This window comes from Consotaella salsifontis, assembly GCF_900167365.1.
GTDB lineage: Bacteria > Pseudomonadota > Alphaproteobacteria > Rhizobiales > Rhizobiaceae > Consotaella > Consotaella salsifontis.
Genome location: NZ_FUXL01000004.1, coordinates 348,099 through 364,307, shown reverse-complemented (window position 1 = coordinate 364,307; position 16,209 = coordinate 348,099). Strand labels below are relative to the sequence as shown.

The window sequence follows — 16,209 nt, the reverse complement described above, 5'->3', positions numbered from 1 at the left end:
CCATGGCACGCCGCCTGCCGGTGGGCGCGGCTAAGCTCGCCGTCCTGTCGCCGGAGGAGATGCGTCAGGCCATTGCCTCGGCGGGTCCTTCCGACGGCTACGTGCTGAATTCGATCCAGATGCCGACCGCCTATCCGTTTCTGGCGACCGACAAGCCGTCCATCTTTGTCGCGCACAATGTCGAGCACCAGTCGGCGGCGGAAAACGCGGTCAACGCCCGGTCTGCGCTCATGCGCTTCCTCTATGCGCGCGAGGCGCGCCTGCTCGAGGCGGCCGAGGAACGGCTTTGCCACGAGGCGCGTCTGGTTCTGACACTCAGCGCGATGGATGCCCAGAAGCTTTGCCCGCGCCAGGAGGAGCGGTGCATTCCGCTCGCCCTGTCCATCGGCCGCCAGTCCCGTGCCGACGACCGGCAGCGCGCCTATGACATCGGCCTGATCGGCAATTGGAGCTGGGCTCCCAACCGGATCGGCCTCGACTGGTTCATCGAGAACGTCGCGCCGCTGCTGCCGCCGGACCTGCGGGTGGGCATTGCCGGCCGTTTCGACAGACGCCCTCCGGCGGCGCCCGCCTGCGTCAGCTATCTCGGCCGCGTGCCGGACGCGCAGTCCTTCGTTCTTTCGTGCCGCGTGATGGCCCTGGCGACCAAGGGCGGCACCGGCGTTCAGCTCAAGACCATCGAGACGTTCGAGGAGGGAATGCCGGCGGTCGCGACCCGCGCAGCCCTGCGGGGCGTCGATTTTCTGCCCGCCAATGTCGTCGTCGCCGAGGACCCGGAAGCCTTTGCCTCCGCCCTGGTCGAACAGGTGGAGAGCGAGCGGGCCGGGCGTCTTGCCAGAGCCGACGGGCGCGAATTCGCCGATCGCCAACGGTTGGCGCTATCAGCAGGCCTCGGCCGCGGCATCTCGCTGTTTCGTGAAGCGCTCTCTGCCGACGCTCGCGGCGGCGCGGGACGCATGGCAGAGTGGAGCCCGGCGGTGAACCGGATGCGGGGCTGAGGCGATGACCTATGCGCTGCCCCTCGCCATCAGCGCGGCCTCGGTCGGTCCCGCTGAAGTGCGCGCCATGGGCGATGTCGATGTCATGGCGACCAACACCGGCGCGGTGATCTCCATGATCGAGGCGAGCCTTGCGACGCGCTCGCACCTCAAGATCGCCTTCGTCAATGCCCATTGTTTCAACGTTGCGGCAGAGAGCTCCGACTATCGCGACAGTCTCGGCGCCTTTCTCGTTTTGCCTGATGGTATCGGCATGGACATCGCCTCGCGCGCTCTGTTCGGCGAGGCATTCCCAGAGAACCTCAACGGCACGGACCTGACGCCGGCGATCCTGGAGCGGATCGGCCGGCCTCTTCGCGTGGCGCTGGTCGGGGGTGAGCCGGGCGTCGTCGAGACGGCCGCGCGCCATCTGGCGGAACGCTACCCACGCCATGCCTTCCTGCCGGTTTCCCACGGCTATTTCGGTGAAGGGTCGCCCACCATGGAGGTTCTCGCCAGGTTGCGGTCGGCCTGTCCGGATCTCGTTCTCGTCGGCCTCAGCGTGCCGCGTCAGGAGCTCTTCATTGCCCGGCACATGAGCGGCCAGGAAGGGACGGTGGTGATGGCGATCGGCGCCTTTCTCGATTTCGCGGCCGGCAAGGTGCCCCGTGCGCCGGCTGCTGTTCGGCTTTGGCGGCTCGAATGGGCCTTTCGCTTGGCGATCGAACCGCGCCGCCTGTGGCGGCGCTATGTCGTCGGCAATCCGGCCTTCCTCTTGCGCGTTGCACTCTTGAGGTTCGGCCGGGCGAGGGCGATGCGTTGATCGCAACGACGGAAACGTGCCCCCCAACCGCGCTCGTCACATCGAGCTATCGAGGCGACCTCGCGCGGTGTCGGCTGCTCTGCGAGAGTATCGACCGGCATGTCACCGGGCATAGCTGTCATTATATTCTGGTCGAGGCGGCGGACGTCGCGCTGTTCAAGCCTCTCGAGGGGCCGAGGCGCAGGATCGTCGACGAGCGCGAACTGCTCCCTTGGTGGCTGCGGGCTTTCCCCGATCCGCTGAGTTTCGGCCGTCGCCGCATCTGGCTCTCGCCGAAGGGGCCGCCGCTGCGCGGCTGGCACGTCCAGCAGCTCCGGCGTCTCGCCTTTGCCGCCTTAATGGACGAGGTCGGGATGATTTCCATCGACTCCGACGTCGTTTTCGTGCGCGCCTTTGATGCCGCGAGCTTCTGGCAGGGCAGGGCGTTCCGCTTCTTCCGCATTCCCGACGCTCCGCCACCCATTGCCGGCAATCACGACGCCTGGTCGGTGCGGGCGGGCTTGCTGCTTGGGCTGGGGGCGCCGCCCCGCCACGACATCGACTACATCACGACGCTTATCGGCTGGCGCGCCGATACGGTGCGCGATCTTCTGGCAAGGATAGAGGACGTCACCGGCGCGAGCGCGATGACCGGGCTCGCCGGCAGCCGCGCCCTGTCCGAATGCCTGCTCTACGGTCGCTTCGTCGACGAGGCGGAAGGCCGACGGGACCGCCACGTCCCGACCGACGAGCAGCTTTGCCGCGTCTACTGGGCCGGCGAGGCAATGGGCGAGGGGGCGCTGTCGACCTTCGTCGAGGCGCTGGCACCCCATCAGGTGGCGATCGGCATCCAGTCCTTCACCGGCACCGACCTCTCCCTCATTCGCCGGGTTGCGGGCTTGGAGTGAGCGCCGTCGCGCGGCCCCGCCGCCGCTGGGCGTCGAGCGCGGCATAGGTGGTCAGCGCCGAGGACAGCCAGAGCACGAAGAACACCCCGTTGAGCCAGACGATCCAGGCGGTGGTCGTGTCATGCGTCGTCAGAAGCAGGGCAAGGAGCCCCGCCTTGAGGAGGCCGACAAGCGCCAGGATCAGGGCGCGTACGGTCGTCCTGCCGGTGGCGTAGAGGAGTTCGCTTTCATATTCGACGAGGTTGCGGAAAGCGGGCACCAGCAACGGCAGAAGAACCAGCGGCGCGGCCTCGGCGACGTTGTTGCCGAGAAGACGCGGCGCAACGTGCAGGACGAGACCGAGAAAGCCGAGTCCCGCGATCGAAACCAGCGCCACCCCGCCTTCGATGAGGATGCGCGTGCGCCAGGAAGCGAGCCACTCGGCGGAGCGCATGAGCTTTTGCACGATCATCGTGTTGAAGGCGCGCACCGGCATCGCGGTGAGGTCGATCAGCCGCATCAGCATGGCGTAGATGCCGGCGACCTCGGCGCCGCCGAGCGAGAGCACCAGCATCTTGTCCAGTTCCGACTGGAGGTAGAAGAGGATTTCCGCCCCCGCGACCGAGACACTGTCGCGCCAGCGCGCGAAATAGAGGTGGGGCGTGAAACGCAGGCGCTGGCGTGGATAGAAGAAAACCGCCGCGACCAAGAGTGAAAGCGCATTGGCGCCGAGATAGGCGAGCGACCAGTTGGTCAGCGTATGGCTGGCGCCGATGGCGAAGCTGACGGCGGCGATGGCGCGAAAGCCGGAACCCATGATGACGATGACCGCGCCGCGCGTGAAGCGCCCGAGCCCGTTGTTGACGATCACCACCACTTCCAACATCCGCCAGCAGAGAATTTCGGCGGCGGCGACGGCACAGAAGGCGACGAAGGGCATCTCGGCCTTGAAGAACGCCAGATAGAACCCGCCCGCCGCCAGCGCCATCAGCGGCAGCGACAGCAGGAAGGCGATGAGGAACCCCGTCGTATAGGCACCGATCAGGCGCTTTCGCACGGTCGCGGTGCGGTAGAGCGGGGAGACGAAGCCGAAGGCGGCAATGCGTGAGACGACGACGCCGGTCGCGGAGGCCGTCGCGAACAGCCCGAAATCGGCCACGGTCAGGCTGTTGGCCACAGAGACGAAATAGGCCAGCGACAGCACCAGTCGCCCCGCCGAGCCGCCAAGCAAGGAGGCATAGGCGACCATCAGGCTTATGTGCTTGTTAAGCTTCGTGGTCCACCGTGACATTCGAATCCGATTTCTTGGGCGAGCGCCGATGCCATCCAGCGGCAAATCACGAAGAGCGGCGTATGAGGTTGCTGGAGAGCACGCCCGCAGGATCGGGCAATTATGATCCGCCGAACCTTAACGCGGCGTGATTGCCTGGCTGGCGCGATGGGTTTGGCTCTGGCTGCCGGAGAAGTCGCACCCACCATCGCGGCACCGGCGCGCCGGCGCGTTCCTTTCGGCGGAGCCATCCAGGCCGAACATTTCGACGTCGATCCCGAGTATCGCAAGGCGTTCCTGACCTACTGCGATCTCATCATGCCGATGAACGAGCTGAAGTTCGATCTGCTTCGGCCTTCGCCGGACGTCTTTTCCTTCGAGCCCGCCGATCGCATCGTTGATTTCGCTCTGTCCCACGGCAAGGGCTCGCGGGGGCACTGCTTTCTGTGGTGGGGCGGGACGCCCGACTGGGTGAAGGCGATCACCGATCCGAAGCGCCTGGAGGCCGTTCTGATCGAGCACATCGAAACGGTCGCCGACCATTACGCCGGGCGCCTCACGAGCTGGGACGTCGTCAACGAGGTGATCGCCAACGATCCGCCACAGGAGGGCGCGCTGCGCGATACCCATTGGCTGAGAGTCTTAGGGCCGCGCCATATCCCTCTCGCCTTCCTGACGGCGGCCAAGGCCGATCCCAAGGCGCGGCTGGTCATCAACGACTACGATCTCGAATATGTCGGTCCTCGGTGCGATGCGCGCCGCGCGACGATGCTCGCCATGGTCCGGCAGTTGAAGGATGCGGGCGTGCCCGTCCACGCCGTCGGCATGCAGGGCCACCTCTATGCCGATCTCCAGATCGATCACGACGCGATCGCCGCTTTCGGTGCGGCGCTGAAAGCGATCGATGTCGGTCTCATCGTCAGCGAACTCGACATCATCGACTGGCACATCGAGGGCGGGCCGGCCGAGCAGGACGCGGCGGCGGGCAAGGCAGTCAATGCCCTGCTCGATGCCGTCTTCGCCGGTCAGCAGCCCGAGGCGGTGATCGCCTGGGGACTGACCGATCGCTATAGCTGGGTCGGCGGCGCGATGCCGAGGCCGGACGGGACGCCCGTACGCCCTCTGCCGCTGGACGAGCATTATCGCCGCAAGGCGTGGTTCGGTCCGCTCCTGGATCGCCTGAAGCACGGCCGCTGAGCGTTTCCGCGGAAATACTTTGGCGCGCAAAGCAAATTAACGCTTTGTTTGCCATGGTGCGAGAGATTCGTGTGAAAGACGCAGGCTGCGGCAGATGGTGCCGCGACGGGACCTTTCCAACGAATGTTCACCTCTTCTCCGCCTCGCTCCGCCGCAAAGACCGTTCCCCAGTCCAGGGTGTCGGGCACGGTTCCTGTCGGTCAGCAGGGCGGGTCCGGTCGGTCGCTCTTCGATCCGGTGGAATTCTTCGGTCGTGTCTGGTCCGCGAGGCCCTTCGTCATCGGGACGACGGTTCTCGGCGCCGTCGTCGCCGCCATGGTGGCACTGTCGACGCCGAAAATTTACGAGGCGGCCTCGCAGATCCTCATCGATCCGCGCGATCTCAAGGTGGTGCAGAACGAGGTGACGCCCAATGGTCTGCCGAGCGAGGCGAGCCTCGCACTGATCGACAGCCAGATCTCGGTGATCCTATCCAACAGCGTTCTGTTCGCGGTGGTCGACGAGGCGAACCTTACGGGCGATCCCGAATTCAACGGTTCTGCCAAGGAGGGACTTGGCGCGCTCATCTCAGACATCCTGCCGTTCGGGCAGGAGAACGAGGAACAGGCGCGCGAGGACACGCGGCTGAAGACTATCGCCAATCTGCGAGACCGCCTGAGCGCGGCGCGCGCGCCCAAGAGCTTCGTCATCACGCTCTCCGTCAAAAGCGAGGACCCCGACAAGGCCGCGCGCCTGGCCAATCTCGTTGCCGACAAGTATCTCGACGAGCAAGCTCGCATCCAGTCGGATACGGCCCGCCGCGCCACGGATGCGCTGTCCTCGCGCCTCGACGAACTGCGCAAGCGCGTGAGCGATGCCGAGAGCGCCGTCGAAACCTATAAGGCCGAGAACCAGCTGATCGGTGTCAACGGTCGGCTCATCGATGACGACTACATCGTTTCCATCAACAACGAACTCGCCCGCGTCCGCGCCCAGATCGCCTCCCTCCAGGCCAAGGCCGACTCCATGCGGAACGCGGATGTCGATGCCGTGGTCAAGGGCGCCTTCCCCGAGGAGCTGACCTCGGAGGCGCTGGTCCGGCTGCGTTCGAGCTATGCCGATCTCGCCCATGCGGCGGCGAGCCTTTCCGCCAAGCTCGGCCCGCGCCATCCCCAGCGCATCGCTGCCGAGGAGGCTCTGGCGTCCGCGCGCCAGGCGATCGCCGGCGAACTCCAGCGCGTGGTGGGAGCCGCACAGACCGAGCTTCAACGCAGCAAGCAGACCGAGCGCGACCTTACCCGCCAGATCGACGAGCTCAAGGTGCGCCAGGTCACCAATGGCGAGGCCTTCGTGCGGCTGCGCCAGTTGGAACGAGAGGCCGAAGCCGCCCGCTCCGTCTATGAGGCCTTTCTCCTGCGCTCCCGCGAAATCGGCGAGCAGGAGGGGCTCAACACCAACAACGTGCGGGTTATTTCCGAAGCCACCCGGCCGCTTGATCCCGCCAGCCTTTCGCGCAAGATCGTCGTCATCCTGGGCGCCATCATCGGGTTTGTCGCCGGCCTTGGCCTCGCCATCGCCTGGGTCCTGATCAGCATGATCCGGGACGTGCTGCCGCAAGGGCGCGATCCCTCACCGGCCTATGCCGCCGCGACCGCCGCCATGTCTGCCCAGCCGGTCCCGGAAGCCGCCGTCGTCGCGCCCTCGGCGAACGGTCGCCAGGCAGCCTTCGCCGTCGAGCTGTCCGGGCCCGCCGCGATGGAGGTGGTGGTGGAGGAGCCGGCGATGAAGCAGACCCCGGCTCCAGCCAAGGCCGAGGCGCCATCGCCTCTCTTCCCCGAGGCCAAGGACGATGTGCCCGTTCAGGCGGCTCCCACTGCTCCCGCAGCGCCGGTTCGGCCAGCCGCCCCGGCGCCCTCGCTCGGCGATATCGATCTTATTCATCGACGCGCCGCTCGCGATTCCGAGCCCGTAAGGCAGGAGATCAAGGCGGCGCATCCGATGAACGAAGAGCCGGCCTCCGAGCCGCTGCCGGTCAAGGCGGAAGCGCGCAAGCCGAGCGAAGACAGTGCGTCGGCCGGCGGCATGGAAGACGATATTGCGGCCCTTCGTGCCCGCATCCACGAGATCGCCGGGTCGCCCGCCGATTTCGACGAGCCGAACGAGGAGGAATTCGACGCCGAGATGCTTCAGCTCCACCGCGATATCGCGGCGGTGAAGGCGGCGTTGGCCGAGATTCGGCGCAAGCGCTCGGGCGAGGCCTCTCCCTCCCTCGCCTGACGCGGAAAAGGAACCCGTCAGATCGCTCTCGATTACTCCTTCCTGATCAGCAATTTCGATGGAAGGAGAGGCATCATGCCGCGAGCGGTCGTCACCGGCGGAACAGCGGGCGTTGGACGCGCGCTGTCTCGCGAGCTGGCCCGACGAGGCTTTGACGTTGCCGTCATTGCCCGCGACGAGGGGCGGCTGGCCAAGACGGCAGAAGAAATCCAGGACTTCGGCCGGCGAGCGATGACCTTTTCTGTCGATGTCGTCGATGCATCGGCGGTGGAGGCGGCGGCGGACGCCGTCGCGGCCGATTGGGGCGGTATCGATCTGTGGATCAACGACGCCATGACCACCGTCTACGCGCCCTTCGACCAGATGACGCCGGAAGAGTTCTCCCGCGTGACCGATGTCGTGTACATGGGGCAGGTGCATGGCGCCCGCGCCGCGTTGAGGCACATGCGCAAGGCGCGGAGCGGCAAGATCGTCTTCATCGGCTCGTCGCTTGCCTACCGCCCGATCCCGCTGCAGTCGGCCTATTGCGCCGCCAAGCACGCCGTGCGCGGCTTCGTCTCCGCGCTGCGCACCGAGCTTTATCATGAGGGCGTTCCGGTCAAACTCGCCATGATGCAGCTGCCGACCGTGAACACGCCGCAGTTTTCCTGGTGCCGCTCCAAGCTGGATCGTGAGCCCGATGCGCCGCCGCCGGTCTATTCGCCGGAAACCGTCGCCAGAGCCATTCTCGATGCGGCCATGGGCAGCGCCGAGGAAGTCTTCATCGGCCGCTCGACGGCCGAGCTTGTGATGGCCGAAACCGTGGCGCCCAACTTCCTGGACCGCCCTGTGGCGGATCGCGCCTGGAAGGCTCAGCTCAGCAAGATCCCGGCCCCCGGTACACGCGAGGGCAACCTCTTTCAGCCGGTTCCGGGCGATCCCGGTGCCGAGGGCCGCTTCTCGGCCGAGCAGGTGACGCGCGTCCTCAGCCTGCCGAGCGGTTTGGTGCGCGGCGGCGCGCTGGCTCTCGCCGGCGGCGCGGCCGCTCTTTTGGGCTATGCGGCCGCTCGAATGCGCGAGCGCTGACCCGGCATCAGAAGATGCTGGCGCCCTCGTCGGCGCGACCGACCGCATGGCGGAAGGCCGCGAAGAGTTCGCGCCCCAATCCGAACTCGTAGTGGGAAAGGTCGGGATCGGCGGCGGGACGCGCCGCGAACTCGGCCTCATCCACCAGGACGTCCAGCGTTCCGGCATCGGGATCGAGACGAAGCATGTCGCCGTCCATGATCCTGGCGATCGGTCCGCCGTCCTTGGCCTCGGGCGTCACGTGAATCGCCGCCGGCACCTTGCCCGACGCGCCCGACATACGCCCGTCCGTGACCAGTGCCACCTTCTGTCCGCGATCGAGAAGAACGCCGAGCAGCGGCGTCAGCTTGTGCAGTTCCGGCATGCCGTTGGACTTCGGCCCCTGGAAGCGGACGACGGCAATGAAGTCGCCGGTGAGCGTGGCGGCGTCGAAGGCCGCCTTCAGCTCGTTCTGGTCGTGGAAGACGCGCGCCGGCGCCTCGACGAACCGGCGCTCGGGCTTCACCGCCGAGACCTTGATCACCGCCGCGCCGAGATTGCCGGAAAGCACCTTCAGCCCGCCGTTGGCGCTAAACGGCTTGTCGGACGTCGTCAGGATCTTGGCGTCGCCGCTGACCGCCGGCGCCGGCTCGCGCTTGACCGTCGCGCCGCCTTCGCCGAGCTTCGCCTCGATGGCATAGGCCCTGAGACCCTTGCCCCAGACCGTGTTGACATCCTCGTGCAGGAAGCCGCGATCCAGAAGCTCACGGATGAGGAAGCCCATCCCGCCGGCGGCGTGGAAGTGGTTCACGTCGGCAACGCTGTTGGGATAGACCCGCGCCAGGAGCGGCGTTGCCTCCGACAGGTCGGAGATGTCCTTCCAGGTGAGATGGATGCCCGCCGCCCGGGCGATGGCCACCAGATGCATGGTGTGGTTGGTCGAGCCGCCCGTCGCGTGCAGCCCGACGACGCCGTTGACGATGGTGCGCTCGTCCACCATCTCGCCGACTGGCGTGAACTCGTTGCCCTGCGCGGTAATCGCAAGGGCGCGCTTGGCGGCCTCGCGAGTGAGGGCGTCGCGCAGCGGCGTGTTCGGGTTGACGAAGGAGGCGCCGGGGGTGTGGAGACCCATGATCTCCATCAGCATCTGGTTGGAATTGGCCGTGCCGTAGAAGGTGCAGGTGCCAGGTCCGTGATAGGATTGGGACTCGGCGGCGAGCAACGCGTCGCGCCCCACCTTGCCCTCGGCATAGAGCTGGCGAATGCGTGACTTCTCGTCGTTCGGCAGACCCGAGGTCATCGGCCCCGCCGGCACGAAGATCGCCGGCAGATGGCCGAAGGTCAGAGCCGCGATGGCAAGACCCGGCACGATCTTGTCGCAGATGCCGAGATAGACCGCGGCGTCGAACATGTCGTGCGAAAGGCCGACAGCCGCCGACAGGGCGATCACCTCGCGCGAGAAGAGCGACAGCTCCATGCCGTCCTGCCCTTGCGTGACGCCGTCGCACATGGCCGGAACGCCCGAGGCAACCTGGGCCGTGCCGCCCGCCTCGCGCGCCGCCTCGCGGATCATCTCCGGGAAGCGCTCATAGGGCTGATGAGCCGACAGCATGTCGTTGTACGCGGTGACGATGCCGAGATTGAGCGTCGTGTCGCCGGACAGGCGCTCCTTGTCCGTCGGGCCGCAGGCGGCGAACCCATGGGCGAGATTGCCGCAGGCGAGATGCCCGCGCGCCGGCCGCCCGGCGGAGATTCTGGAGCGGATGCGCTTCAGATAGGCGCTGCGCGTCGGCTCGGACCGCTCGCGCAGACGCTCCGTAACCTCTTCGATTCGGCGGTCGACGGTCATGATCATTTCCTTCGCTTGTCGATCGGGCGGCTCAGGGCGCCCAGAACACTTCGAGCGGCGTCTCGCGCTTGGCCCTCAGCACCGACCTGATGGGAAGGTCGAGCGTCGGGCCATCGGCGCGGGCCTTGTCGAACACGGCCTTCTTTTCCTCGCCTTCGATGTGAAGGGCAAGGAGGCGCGCGTCGATGAACGCGGGAAGCGACAGCGTGACACGCGGCTCTTCCGCGCCTTCGGCTCTGACCGGCACGACGGGATCGGAACACTGCGGGTTCGTTGCCCATTCCAATGTGTCGGCGCCGGGGAAGAACGAGGCGGTGTGGCCGTCCCCGCCCATGCCGAGGATGGCCGCGTCGAACGGCCCCTCGAAGGTGCGCAGCAACGCCGAGAGGCGGGGCTGGGCGTCATCAGGACTCAAGCCCTCGACGTAAAGCGGCAGAAAATGAGCCCTTGCCGCCGGCCCCTGCATCAGATGCCGCTTGACCAGGGCCGCGTTGGAGCGCGACGAATCCTCGCCGACCCAGCGCTCGTCGATGAGCGTGACGGTGACGTCCGCCCAGTCGATCTCCGCCTTCGCCAGCGTCTCGAAGAAGAGCTTCGGCGTCGAGCCGCCTGAAACGGCGAGGCGCGCCCGCCCCTTGGTCGCGATGCCTCCCGAAAGAACGGCGGCGACGCCGGCCGCGAGCGCTTCCGCTAGCGCTTGGCGCGATGGATAGGCGCGGAACAGAAAGTCCATGGGCTCAACCGTTCTCCGTTGGACGAGACGCGCTCATTGCGGCTCGTGCCAGGTGCGCCCGTCGCGCTCGATGAGAGCGATGGAGGCCGAGGGACCCCAGGTGCCCGACGTGTAGCTCTGGGGCTTGGTGCCGCGCGCTTCCCACGCTTCCAGGATCGGATCGACCCAGCGCCATGCTGCCTCGACCTCGTCGCGCCGCATGAAGAGGGTCTGATTGCCGCGGATGACGTCCATCAGCAGCCGTTCATAGGCGTCCGGATTGCGTTCGTGGAACGACTCGGCGAAGCTCATGTCGAGCGGCACGTGCCGCAGGCGCATTCCGCCCGGACCGGGGTCCTTGATCATCAGCCATTGGCGAACACCCTCGTCGGGCTGAAGCCGCACGACCAGCTGGTTCTGCCGCATGGTGCCGGCGGCGGCGCCGAAAATGGAATGGGGGATCGAGCGGAAGGTGACGACGATCTCCGACATGCGTTGGGGCAGGCGCTTGCCTGTCCTGAGGTAGAAGGGCACGCCCGCCCAACGCCAGTTGGCGATGGTCGCCTTGATCGCGACGAAGGTTTCGGTCGTGGAATCGCCGTTGCCGAGGTCCTCCAGGTATCCGGGCACCGCCGCGCCATCCGCGACGCCGGCCTTATACTGGCCGCGCACCGTGCGCTGCTCGCAATTCGTCTCGTCGATTCGCTCCAGGGAATGAAGAACCTTCAGCTTCTCGTCGCGCAGCGCTCCGGCTTCCATGGCCGCCGGCGGCTCCAGCGCCACCAGGCACATCAGCTGGACGAGATGGTTCTGCACCATGTCGCGCAGCGCGCCCGCCCGGTCATAGTAGCCGCCACGCCCTTCCAGGCCCACCGATTCGGCCACGGTGATCTGCACATGGTCGATGTGGGAGGCGTTCCAGATGGGCTCGTAGAGCGAGTTGGCGAAGCGCAGAACCATGAGGTTCTGGACCGTCTCCTTGCCGAGATAGTGGTCGATGCGGAAGATCTGCTCCTCGCGGAAGTGCTTGCCGATGGTGTCGTTGAGCGCCATGGCCGAGGAGAGATCGCGGCCAACCGGCTTCTCGATGACGATTCGGCTCTTTTCGGTGACAAGCCCGTTGCTCGACAACCGCTCGGCGATATCGCAGAAGAGGTTTGGCCCGACCGCCAGATAAAAGGCGCGAATTCGGCTCTCGTCGGCCTGGTCCAGCAGCGCCTTGAGATCCGCCCATCCCTTGTCGGACTGGGCATCGACCGAGCGGTAATGAAGGCGCTTCAGGAACCGGTCGACCACCTCCGGCGGGCGATCCTTTTCACCGACATGTTCGGCGAGTGCCTTCTTGGCGAAGGTTCGATACTCGCGGTCCGACATCTCGCTGCGCGAGGCGCCGATGATGCGGCATTCGTCCGGCAGCTGGCCATCCAGATCCCGGTGATAGAGAGCGGGCAGCAGCTTGCGTTCGGCGAGGTCGCCGCTGCCGCCGAAGACGACACAGTCGAACGGGTCGACGGGAATGATTTGACTCGGCATAGATTCCTCAAAGATGACCCGAAGCGGATGAGCTCTTGCTTGCGTCGCATGACAACCCGCGCGACGCAAGCAGGCTTGCTCCATCGCCATGCGCGGACATGCGTCTTACGCGTTCAGCCCAACGCAGGCCAACCATCCACCCCGCTCCGCGTCAGGGAGTGAGTGCGAACGAGGCGAAGGAGCAACGCGCTTCGACGGCTAGTTCGGGCGAGAACGCCGTCGGGTCAAGGCCTTGGTGACGGCGGCGATCAGTTGTTCCGCCGAAAAGGGCTTGCGCACCATCAGCGCGTCGCGGGCCTCCTCGGGCAGTTCGAGCTGTTCGCCGTAACCGGTTGCGAAGACGAAGGGAATATCGCGTTCGGTCAGGATCGGGGCGAGCGGAAAGCTCGATTCGGCGCCCAGATTGACGTCTAGAAGCGCGACGTCGATCGTCTCCTGCTCAATGATGCGCTGTGCGTCGGCCAGGCTCGCGGCGGTGAAGACCTGCCTCATGCCGTTGTCGAGAAGCAGCTGCTCGGCGTCCAACGAGATGATCATGTTGTCCTCGACAACGAGGCCGGTGAGGCCGGTGAGTCGGCTCGCCTCCTGATCGGGCTCGCTCTCATGCTCGAATTTCATGTCTTTCTCAGGCACCTTTCGCGCGGTGTGAGGATGGAGAAGCCCGGCCGGCAGAGTAAACTCCGCACGCAGCCCGGAACGTTGGAAATCGAGGGCCGCCGTGCCGCCGAGATCATGCGGGATGGAGCGCTCGATGATGGTCGAGCCGAAGCCACGGCGCTGGGGCGCCGAAACGGGCGGACCGCCGTTCTCGACCCAGTTGATGCGACAGGCGCCGGCTTCGTCGATCTCCCAATCGACGCGCACTGATCCACGGGAATCCGACAAGGCGCCGTATTTGGCCGAATTGGTCACGAGCTCGTGGAAGACGAGGGCGAGCGTCGAGAACGCGTTCGCTTCGACCGTTGCCTCCGGGCCGTTGAGCTCCACCCGGTCGGCCTTGGCGCTGAGATAAGCCAGCACCTCGGTGCGGATGATCTCGGAAAGAACCACGGTGGAGAAGGATTCCGACGTGATCTGATCGTGCGCGCGAGCGAGAGCCTGAATCCGGCCGCCGATGATTCGGGCGTATTCGTCGACGCTGTCGGCGCTCGACCGGCTCTGGCCGACCAGCGCGCGAATAAGGCCGAGAATGTTCCGCACACGGTGATTGAGCTCGGCGATGAGAAGCTCCTGGCGCTGGCGCGCGCTGGTCGCCTGGCGCTCGTTCTCCTCATTGAAGCGCACCAGCACCTCGAGAATGCTGACGCGCAGCCCCTCCGCTGCCTTGATCTCCACGGGCGACCAGGGCTCAGAGCGGCCGCGTACCGTCTCGCGCCACTCCTCAAAGCTCTTGCGCGGCGTCAGGCGCGAGCCATTCGGCCCCACCTCCATCTCCTTTTCGGCGGGGTTGCCGGCCCAGGTGACAGTGTGGATCATCTCGCGGCGGAAGAACATGAGATAGTCGCGGGGCGTGCGCGAAATGGGGATGGTGAGAACGCCCGCTACATCCTCGGCGAAGTCGGCCGCGTCCGGATAAACGGCCGCGAGCGCGTCTGTGCTGTAGACGCGGCCAGGGCCCGCGAGATTGAGAAAGCGCGCGAGAGCCGGGAAGGCGCTCTCTGGCGGGCAGCGCCCAAATGTGCGCACCTCGCCCTTGCTCCACACGGCGAAGCCGTCGCAAGAGATCATTTCGCGCAGCTCTTCGGAAAAATCCGCCAACGCCTCGACCGTCGAGGCCGCCGCGACGATCTTTGAAATGAAGCGATCGTGCAACTCGCGGGCGCCTTCGTCGGCCAACTGCTGCTGCTTGTAGAGCTTGCCCTCGATCATGAGCGAGATCATCTGCCCGAAAAGCTCCGCCGTGGAGCGGATTTCCAGCGAGAGGTGCCGAGGCCCATAGTGATGCAGCGCAAAGAGCCCCCACAACTGGCCGTCGATGACGACGGAGATGGAGAGCGAGGCGCCGACGCCCATGTTCTTCAGGTACTCGATGTGGATCGGCGAGACGCTGCGCAGCACCGACAGCGACAGATCGAGGGGTTGGCCGTGAGGATTGAGTTCTGGGACGATCGGCACGGGCGCCGCGTTGACGTCGGCGATGATGCGGATCTGGTTGCGGATATAGAGGGCGCGAGCCTGGACCGGAATGTCCGAGGCCGGATAGTGCAACCCTAGGAAGGAGCCGATGCCGCTTCGCGCCGACTCGGCGATTACGTGCCCGTCTCCCCTTGGCCCGAACCGATAGAGCATCACCCGATCGAAGCCGGTGATGGCGCGAACCTGCCGCACGCTCTCGCGGTAGAGCCCGTCGAGATCCTCGTGTCGGCGCACCCGCGCCACCATGCCCTTGACCATCGTTCCGGGGTTGATCGGTCCGAAGTTCGTGGCGGGTTCGGCCTCCACAATGATCGAGCTGCCCGCCGCATGAAGAGCGACGTCGAAAAGCCGCCCGTCTCCCTTGAGGTCGAAGGCAAAGAGACGCTCGGTGCTGTCGGGGCTCGACAGGAGTTGAAGCTTGCCCCGGATCGCGTGGATCGTTGAGCGGGGAAGGAATGTCGAGATGGGCTCGCCAAGCATCGTTTCGGGCGAATGGCCCAGAAACTCGCCGATATTGGCAGAGACGCGCTCCACCAGCCAATCGGATGAGATCGCGAACAGGAAGCCGAAGCCCTGAATGCCGCCGAGCAGATGGATCGGCTCGCGGTCGCAATTGGTCAAATCGACCTTGAAGTTCGTCGGGTCGGGCGTGCTCACCAAGCCACAGCCTTTCCTTGTTCACTCTTCCGCATCGCGGACAGAGTGGACCGGAAAAAGTCGAAGGTAAGGTTGGCGGCAGCGATCAGCCTGTCCTCCTGCTTCGGTGAAAGATCGAGTGCCGAGAGCGCTGCAAGATAGCTGCGGAATACATCGGCGTCGCCTGATCTTTGGATAAAGGAGAAGGACAAGGCGGGATGGTTGTCAATGAAACCGGTGCGACGGAGCTGCTTATGAATGAGACCGGCGCCCAGACGTGAGCCTTCCAGAACGTAGGCGATACCGAAAGCCTGGGGCAGATCGGGCTGGCCGATCGCGAAAGGCGGAGTCTCGACCGCCTCAAGGCGCATTGCGGCCATGTCCTCGGCGAGCACGGGCGTCGCACGGCGCGAGAGCCAGTCAGGCATGTGGAGCGCGAACGGGCTGGCGGCGAGGATGGGCTCGATCTTGTCGCGGCCGGCGTGATTCAAGCGAATGAAGTCTTCATAGAGAGAAGGGCGCGCGTCGTCACCCAGTCCCTCGAACTGGTGATCAAGCGCCTCATGCCGGCCGTGCGTGGCCAGCCGCAGACGATTCCGCAGCGACGTGCCTTCCCTGTGCTGCTCTTTCGCAAGCGGAGCATTGTCCAAATACGTCATGTCTGGTCGGTGCTGCGCTCGCTGATCCGCCGCGGTGGAATTAGAACTTGCCATCATCAGAAAATGGTGTGTGCCCCCTGCCACGCAAGGCCCGCCTGCCGTCCGCGCGGCCAAGACGGCGCCTCGGGCCGACGCTGAAACCTTCCAGCGACGGCACGGCCGTCGGAAGAGGACCACTCCCAGATTCCAGGGCTATGCCCTTGTATGTTCGAAATTATTAGCAGGCTCACAAGAGCTGCTTTTGGGCAATT

At 65.8% G+C, this 16,209-nt stretch carries 12 protein-coding genes; 6 read left to right on the top strand and 6 right to left on the bottom strand.

Features of this window, described 5'->3' with window-relative positions:
• The first annotated feature begins 2 nt into the window (after positions 1-2).
• Genes B5D38_RS07845 through B5D38_RS07835 form a run of 3 tightly spaced genes read left to right on the top strand, consistent with a single transcriptional unit; the run spans position 3 to position 2,687 of the window.
• A complete protein-coding gene (locus B5D38_RS07845; RefSeq protein WP_165690810.1) occupies positions 3-998 on the top strand; it encodes a glycosyltransferase family 4 protein in 996 nt (331 codons plus the stop codon).
• A 4-nt stretch (positions 999-1,002) separates the two neighbouring features.
• On the top strand, positions 1,003-1,800 hold the full coding sequence (locus B5D38_RS07840) for a WecB/TagA/CpsF family glycosyltransferase (protein WP_078707835.1): 798 nt from the start codon (positions 1,003-1,005) through the stop codon (positions 1,798-1,800).
• Positions 1,797-2,687: a DUF6492 family protein gene (locus B5D38_RS07835; RefSeq protein ID WP_245318894.1), complete on the top strand. Its 891-nt coding sequence runs from the start codon at positions 1,797-1,799 to the stop codon at positions 2,685-2,687. Before B5D38_RS07840 ends, B5D38_RS07835 begins: the two co-directional genes overlap by 4 nt.
• Here B5D38_RS07835 and B5D38_RS07830 read toward each other — a convergent pair.
• A complete protein-coding gene (locus B5D38_RS07830) occupies positions 2,659-3,957 on the bottom strand; it encodes a lipopolysaccharide biosynthesis protein (protein ID WP_078707834.1) in 1,299 nt (432 codons plus the stop codon). The two genes, B5D38_RS07835 and B5D38_RS07830, sit on opposite strands and share 29 nt — an antisense overlap.
• A gap of 147 nt (positions 3,958-4,104) precedes the next feature.
• On the opposite strand from B5D38_RS07830, the gene B5D38_RS07825 reads away from it, so the two are divergent.
• The 3 genes from B5D38_RS07825 to B5D38_RS07815 all read left to right on the top strand — a co-directional run bounded on the left by B5D38_RS07825 (position 4,105) and on the right by B5D38_RS07815 (position 8,454).
• A complete protein-coding gene (locus B5D38_RS07825; RefSeq protein WP_245318893.1) occupies positions 4,105-5,133 on the top strand; it encodes an endo-1,4-beta-xylanase in 1,029 nt (342 codons plus the stop codon).
• Between the two features lie 123 nt (positions 5,134-5,256).
• Positions 5,257-7,389, top strand: a complete 2,133-nt coding sequence (locus B5D38_RS07820; protein WP_078707832.1) for a GumC family protein — start codon at positions 5,257-5,259, stop codon at positions 7,387-7,389.
• A gap of 75 nt (positions 7,390-7,464) precedes the next feature.
• On the top strand, positions 7,465-8,454 hold the full coding sequence (locus tag B5D38_RS07815; RefSeq protein ID WP_078707831.1) for an SDR family oxidoreductase: 990 nt from the start codon (positions 7,465-7,467) through the stop codon (positions 8,452-8,454).
• A 7-nt stretch (positions 8,455-8,461) separates the two neighbouring features.
• Here B5D38_RS07815 and edd read toward each other — a convergent pair whose 3' ends face one another.
• The 5 genes from edd to B5D38_RS07790 all read right to left on the bottom strand — a co-directional run bounded on the left by edd (position 8,462) and on the right by B5D38_RS07790 (position 16,072).
• Complete coding sequence (edd, locus tag B5D38_RS07810) at positions 8,462-10,282, bottom strand: phosphogluconate dehydratase (RefSeq protein ID WP_078707920.1); 1,821 nt, start codon at positions 10,280-10,282, stop codon at positions 8,462-8,464.
• A 31-nt stretch (positions 10,283-10,313) separates the two neighbouring features.
• On the bottom strand, positions 10,314-11,015 hold the full coding sequence (pgl, locus tag B5D38_RS07805) for a 6-phosphogluconolactonase (RefSeq protein WP_078707830.1): 702 nt from the start codon (positions 11,013-11,015) through the stop codon (positions 10,314-10,316).
• 33 nt (positions 11,016-11,048) lie between these two features.
• Positions 11,049-12,527: a glucose-6-phosphate dehydrogenase gene (gene zwf, locus B5D38_RS07800; protein ID WP_078707829.1), complete on the bottom strand. Its 1,479-nt coding sequence runs from the start codon at positions 12,525-12,527 to the stop codon at positions 11,049-11,051.
• Between the two features lie 198 nt (positions 12,528-12,725).
• Entirely contained in the window at positions 12,726-15,320 is a 2,595-nt protein-coding gene (locus B5D38_RS07795; RefSeq protein WP_245318918.1) for an HWE histidine kinase domain-containing protein, read from the bottom strand.
• A complete protein-coding gene (locus B5D38_RS07790; protein WP_131829881.1) occupies positions 15,317-16,072 on the bottom strand; it encodes a biliverdin-producing heme oxygenase in 756 nt (251 codons plus the stop codon). Before B5D38_RS07790 ends, B5D38_RS07795 begins: the two co-directional genes overlap by 4 nt.
• Positions 16,073-16,209: the final 137 nt, after the last annotated feature.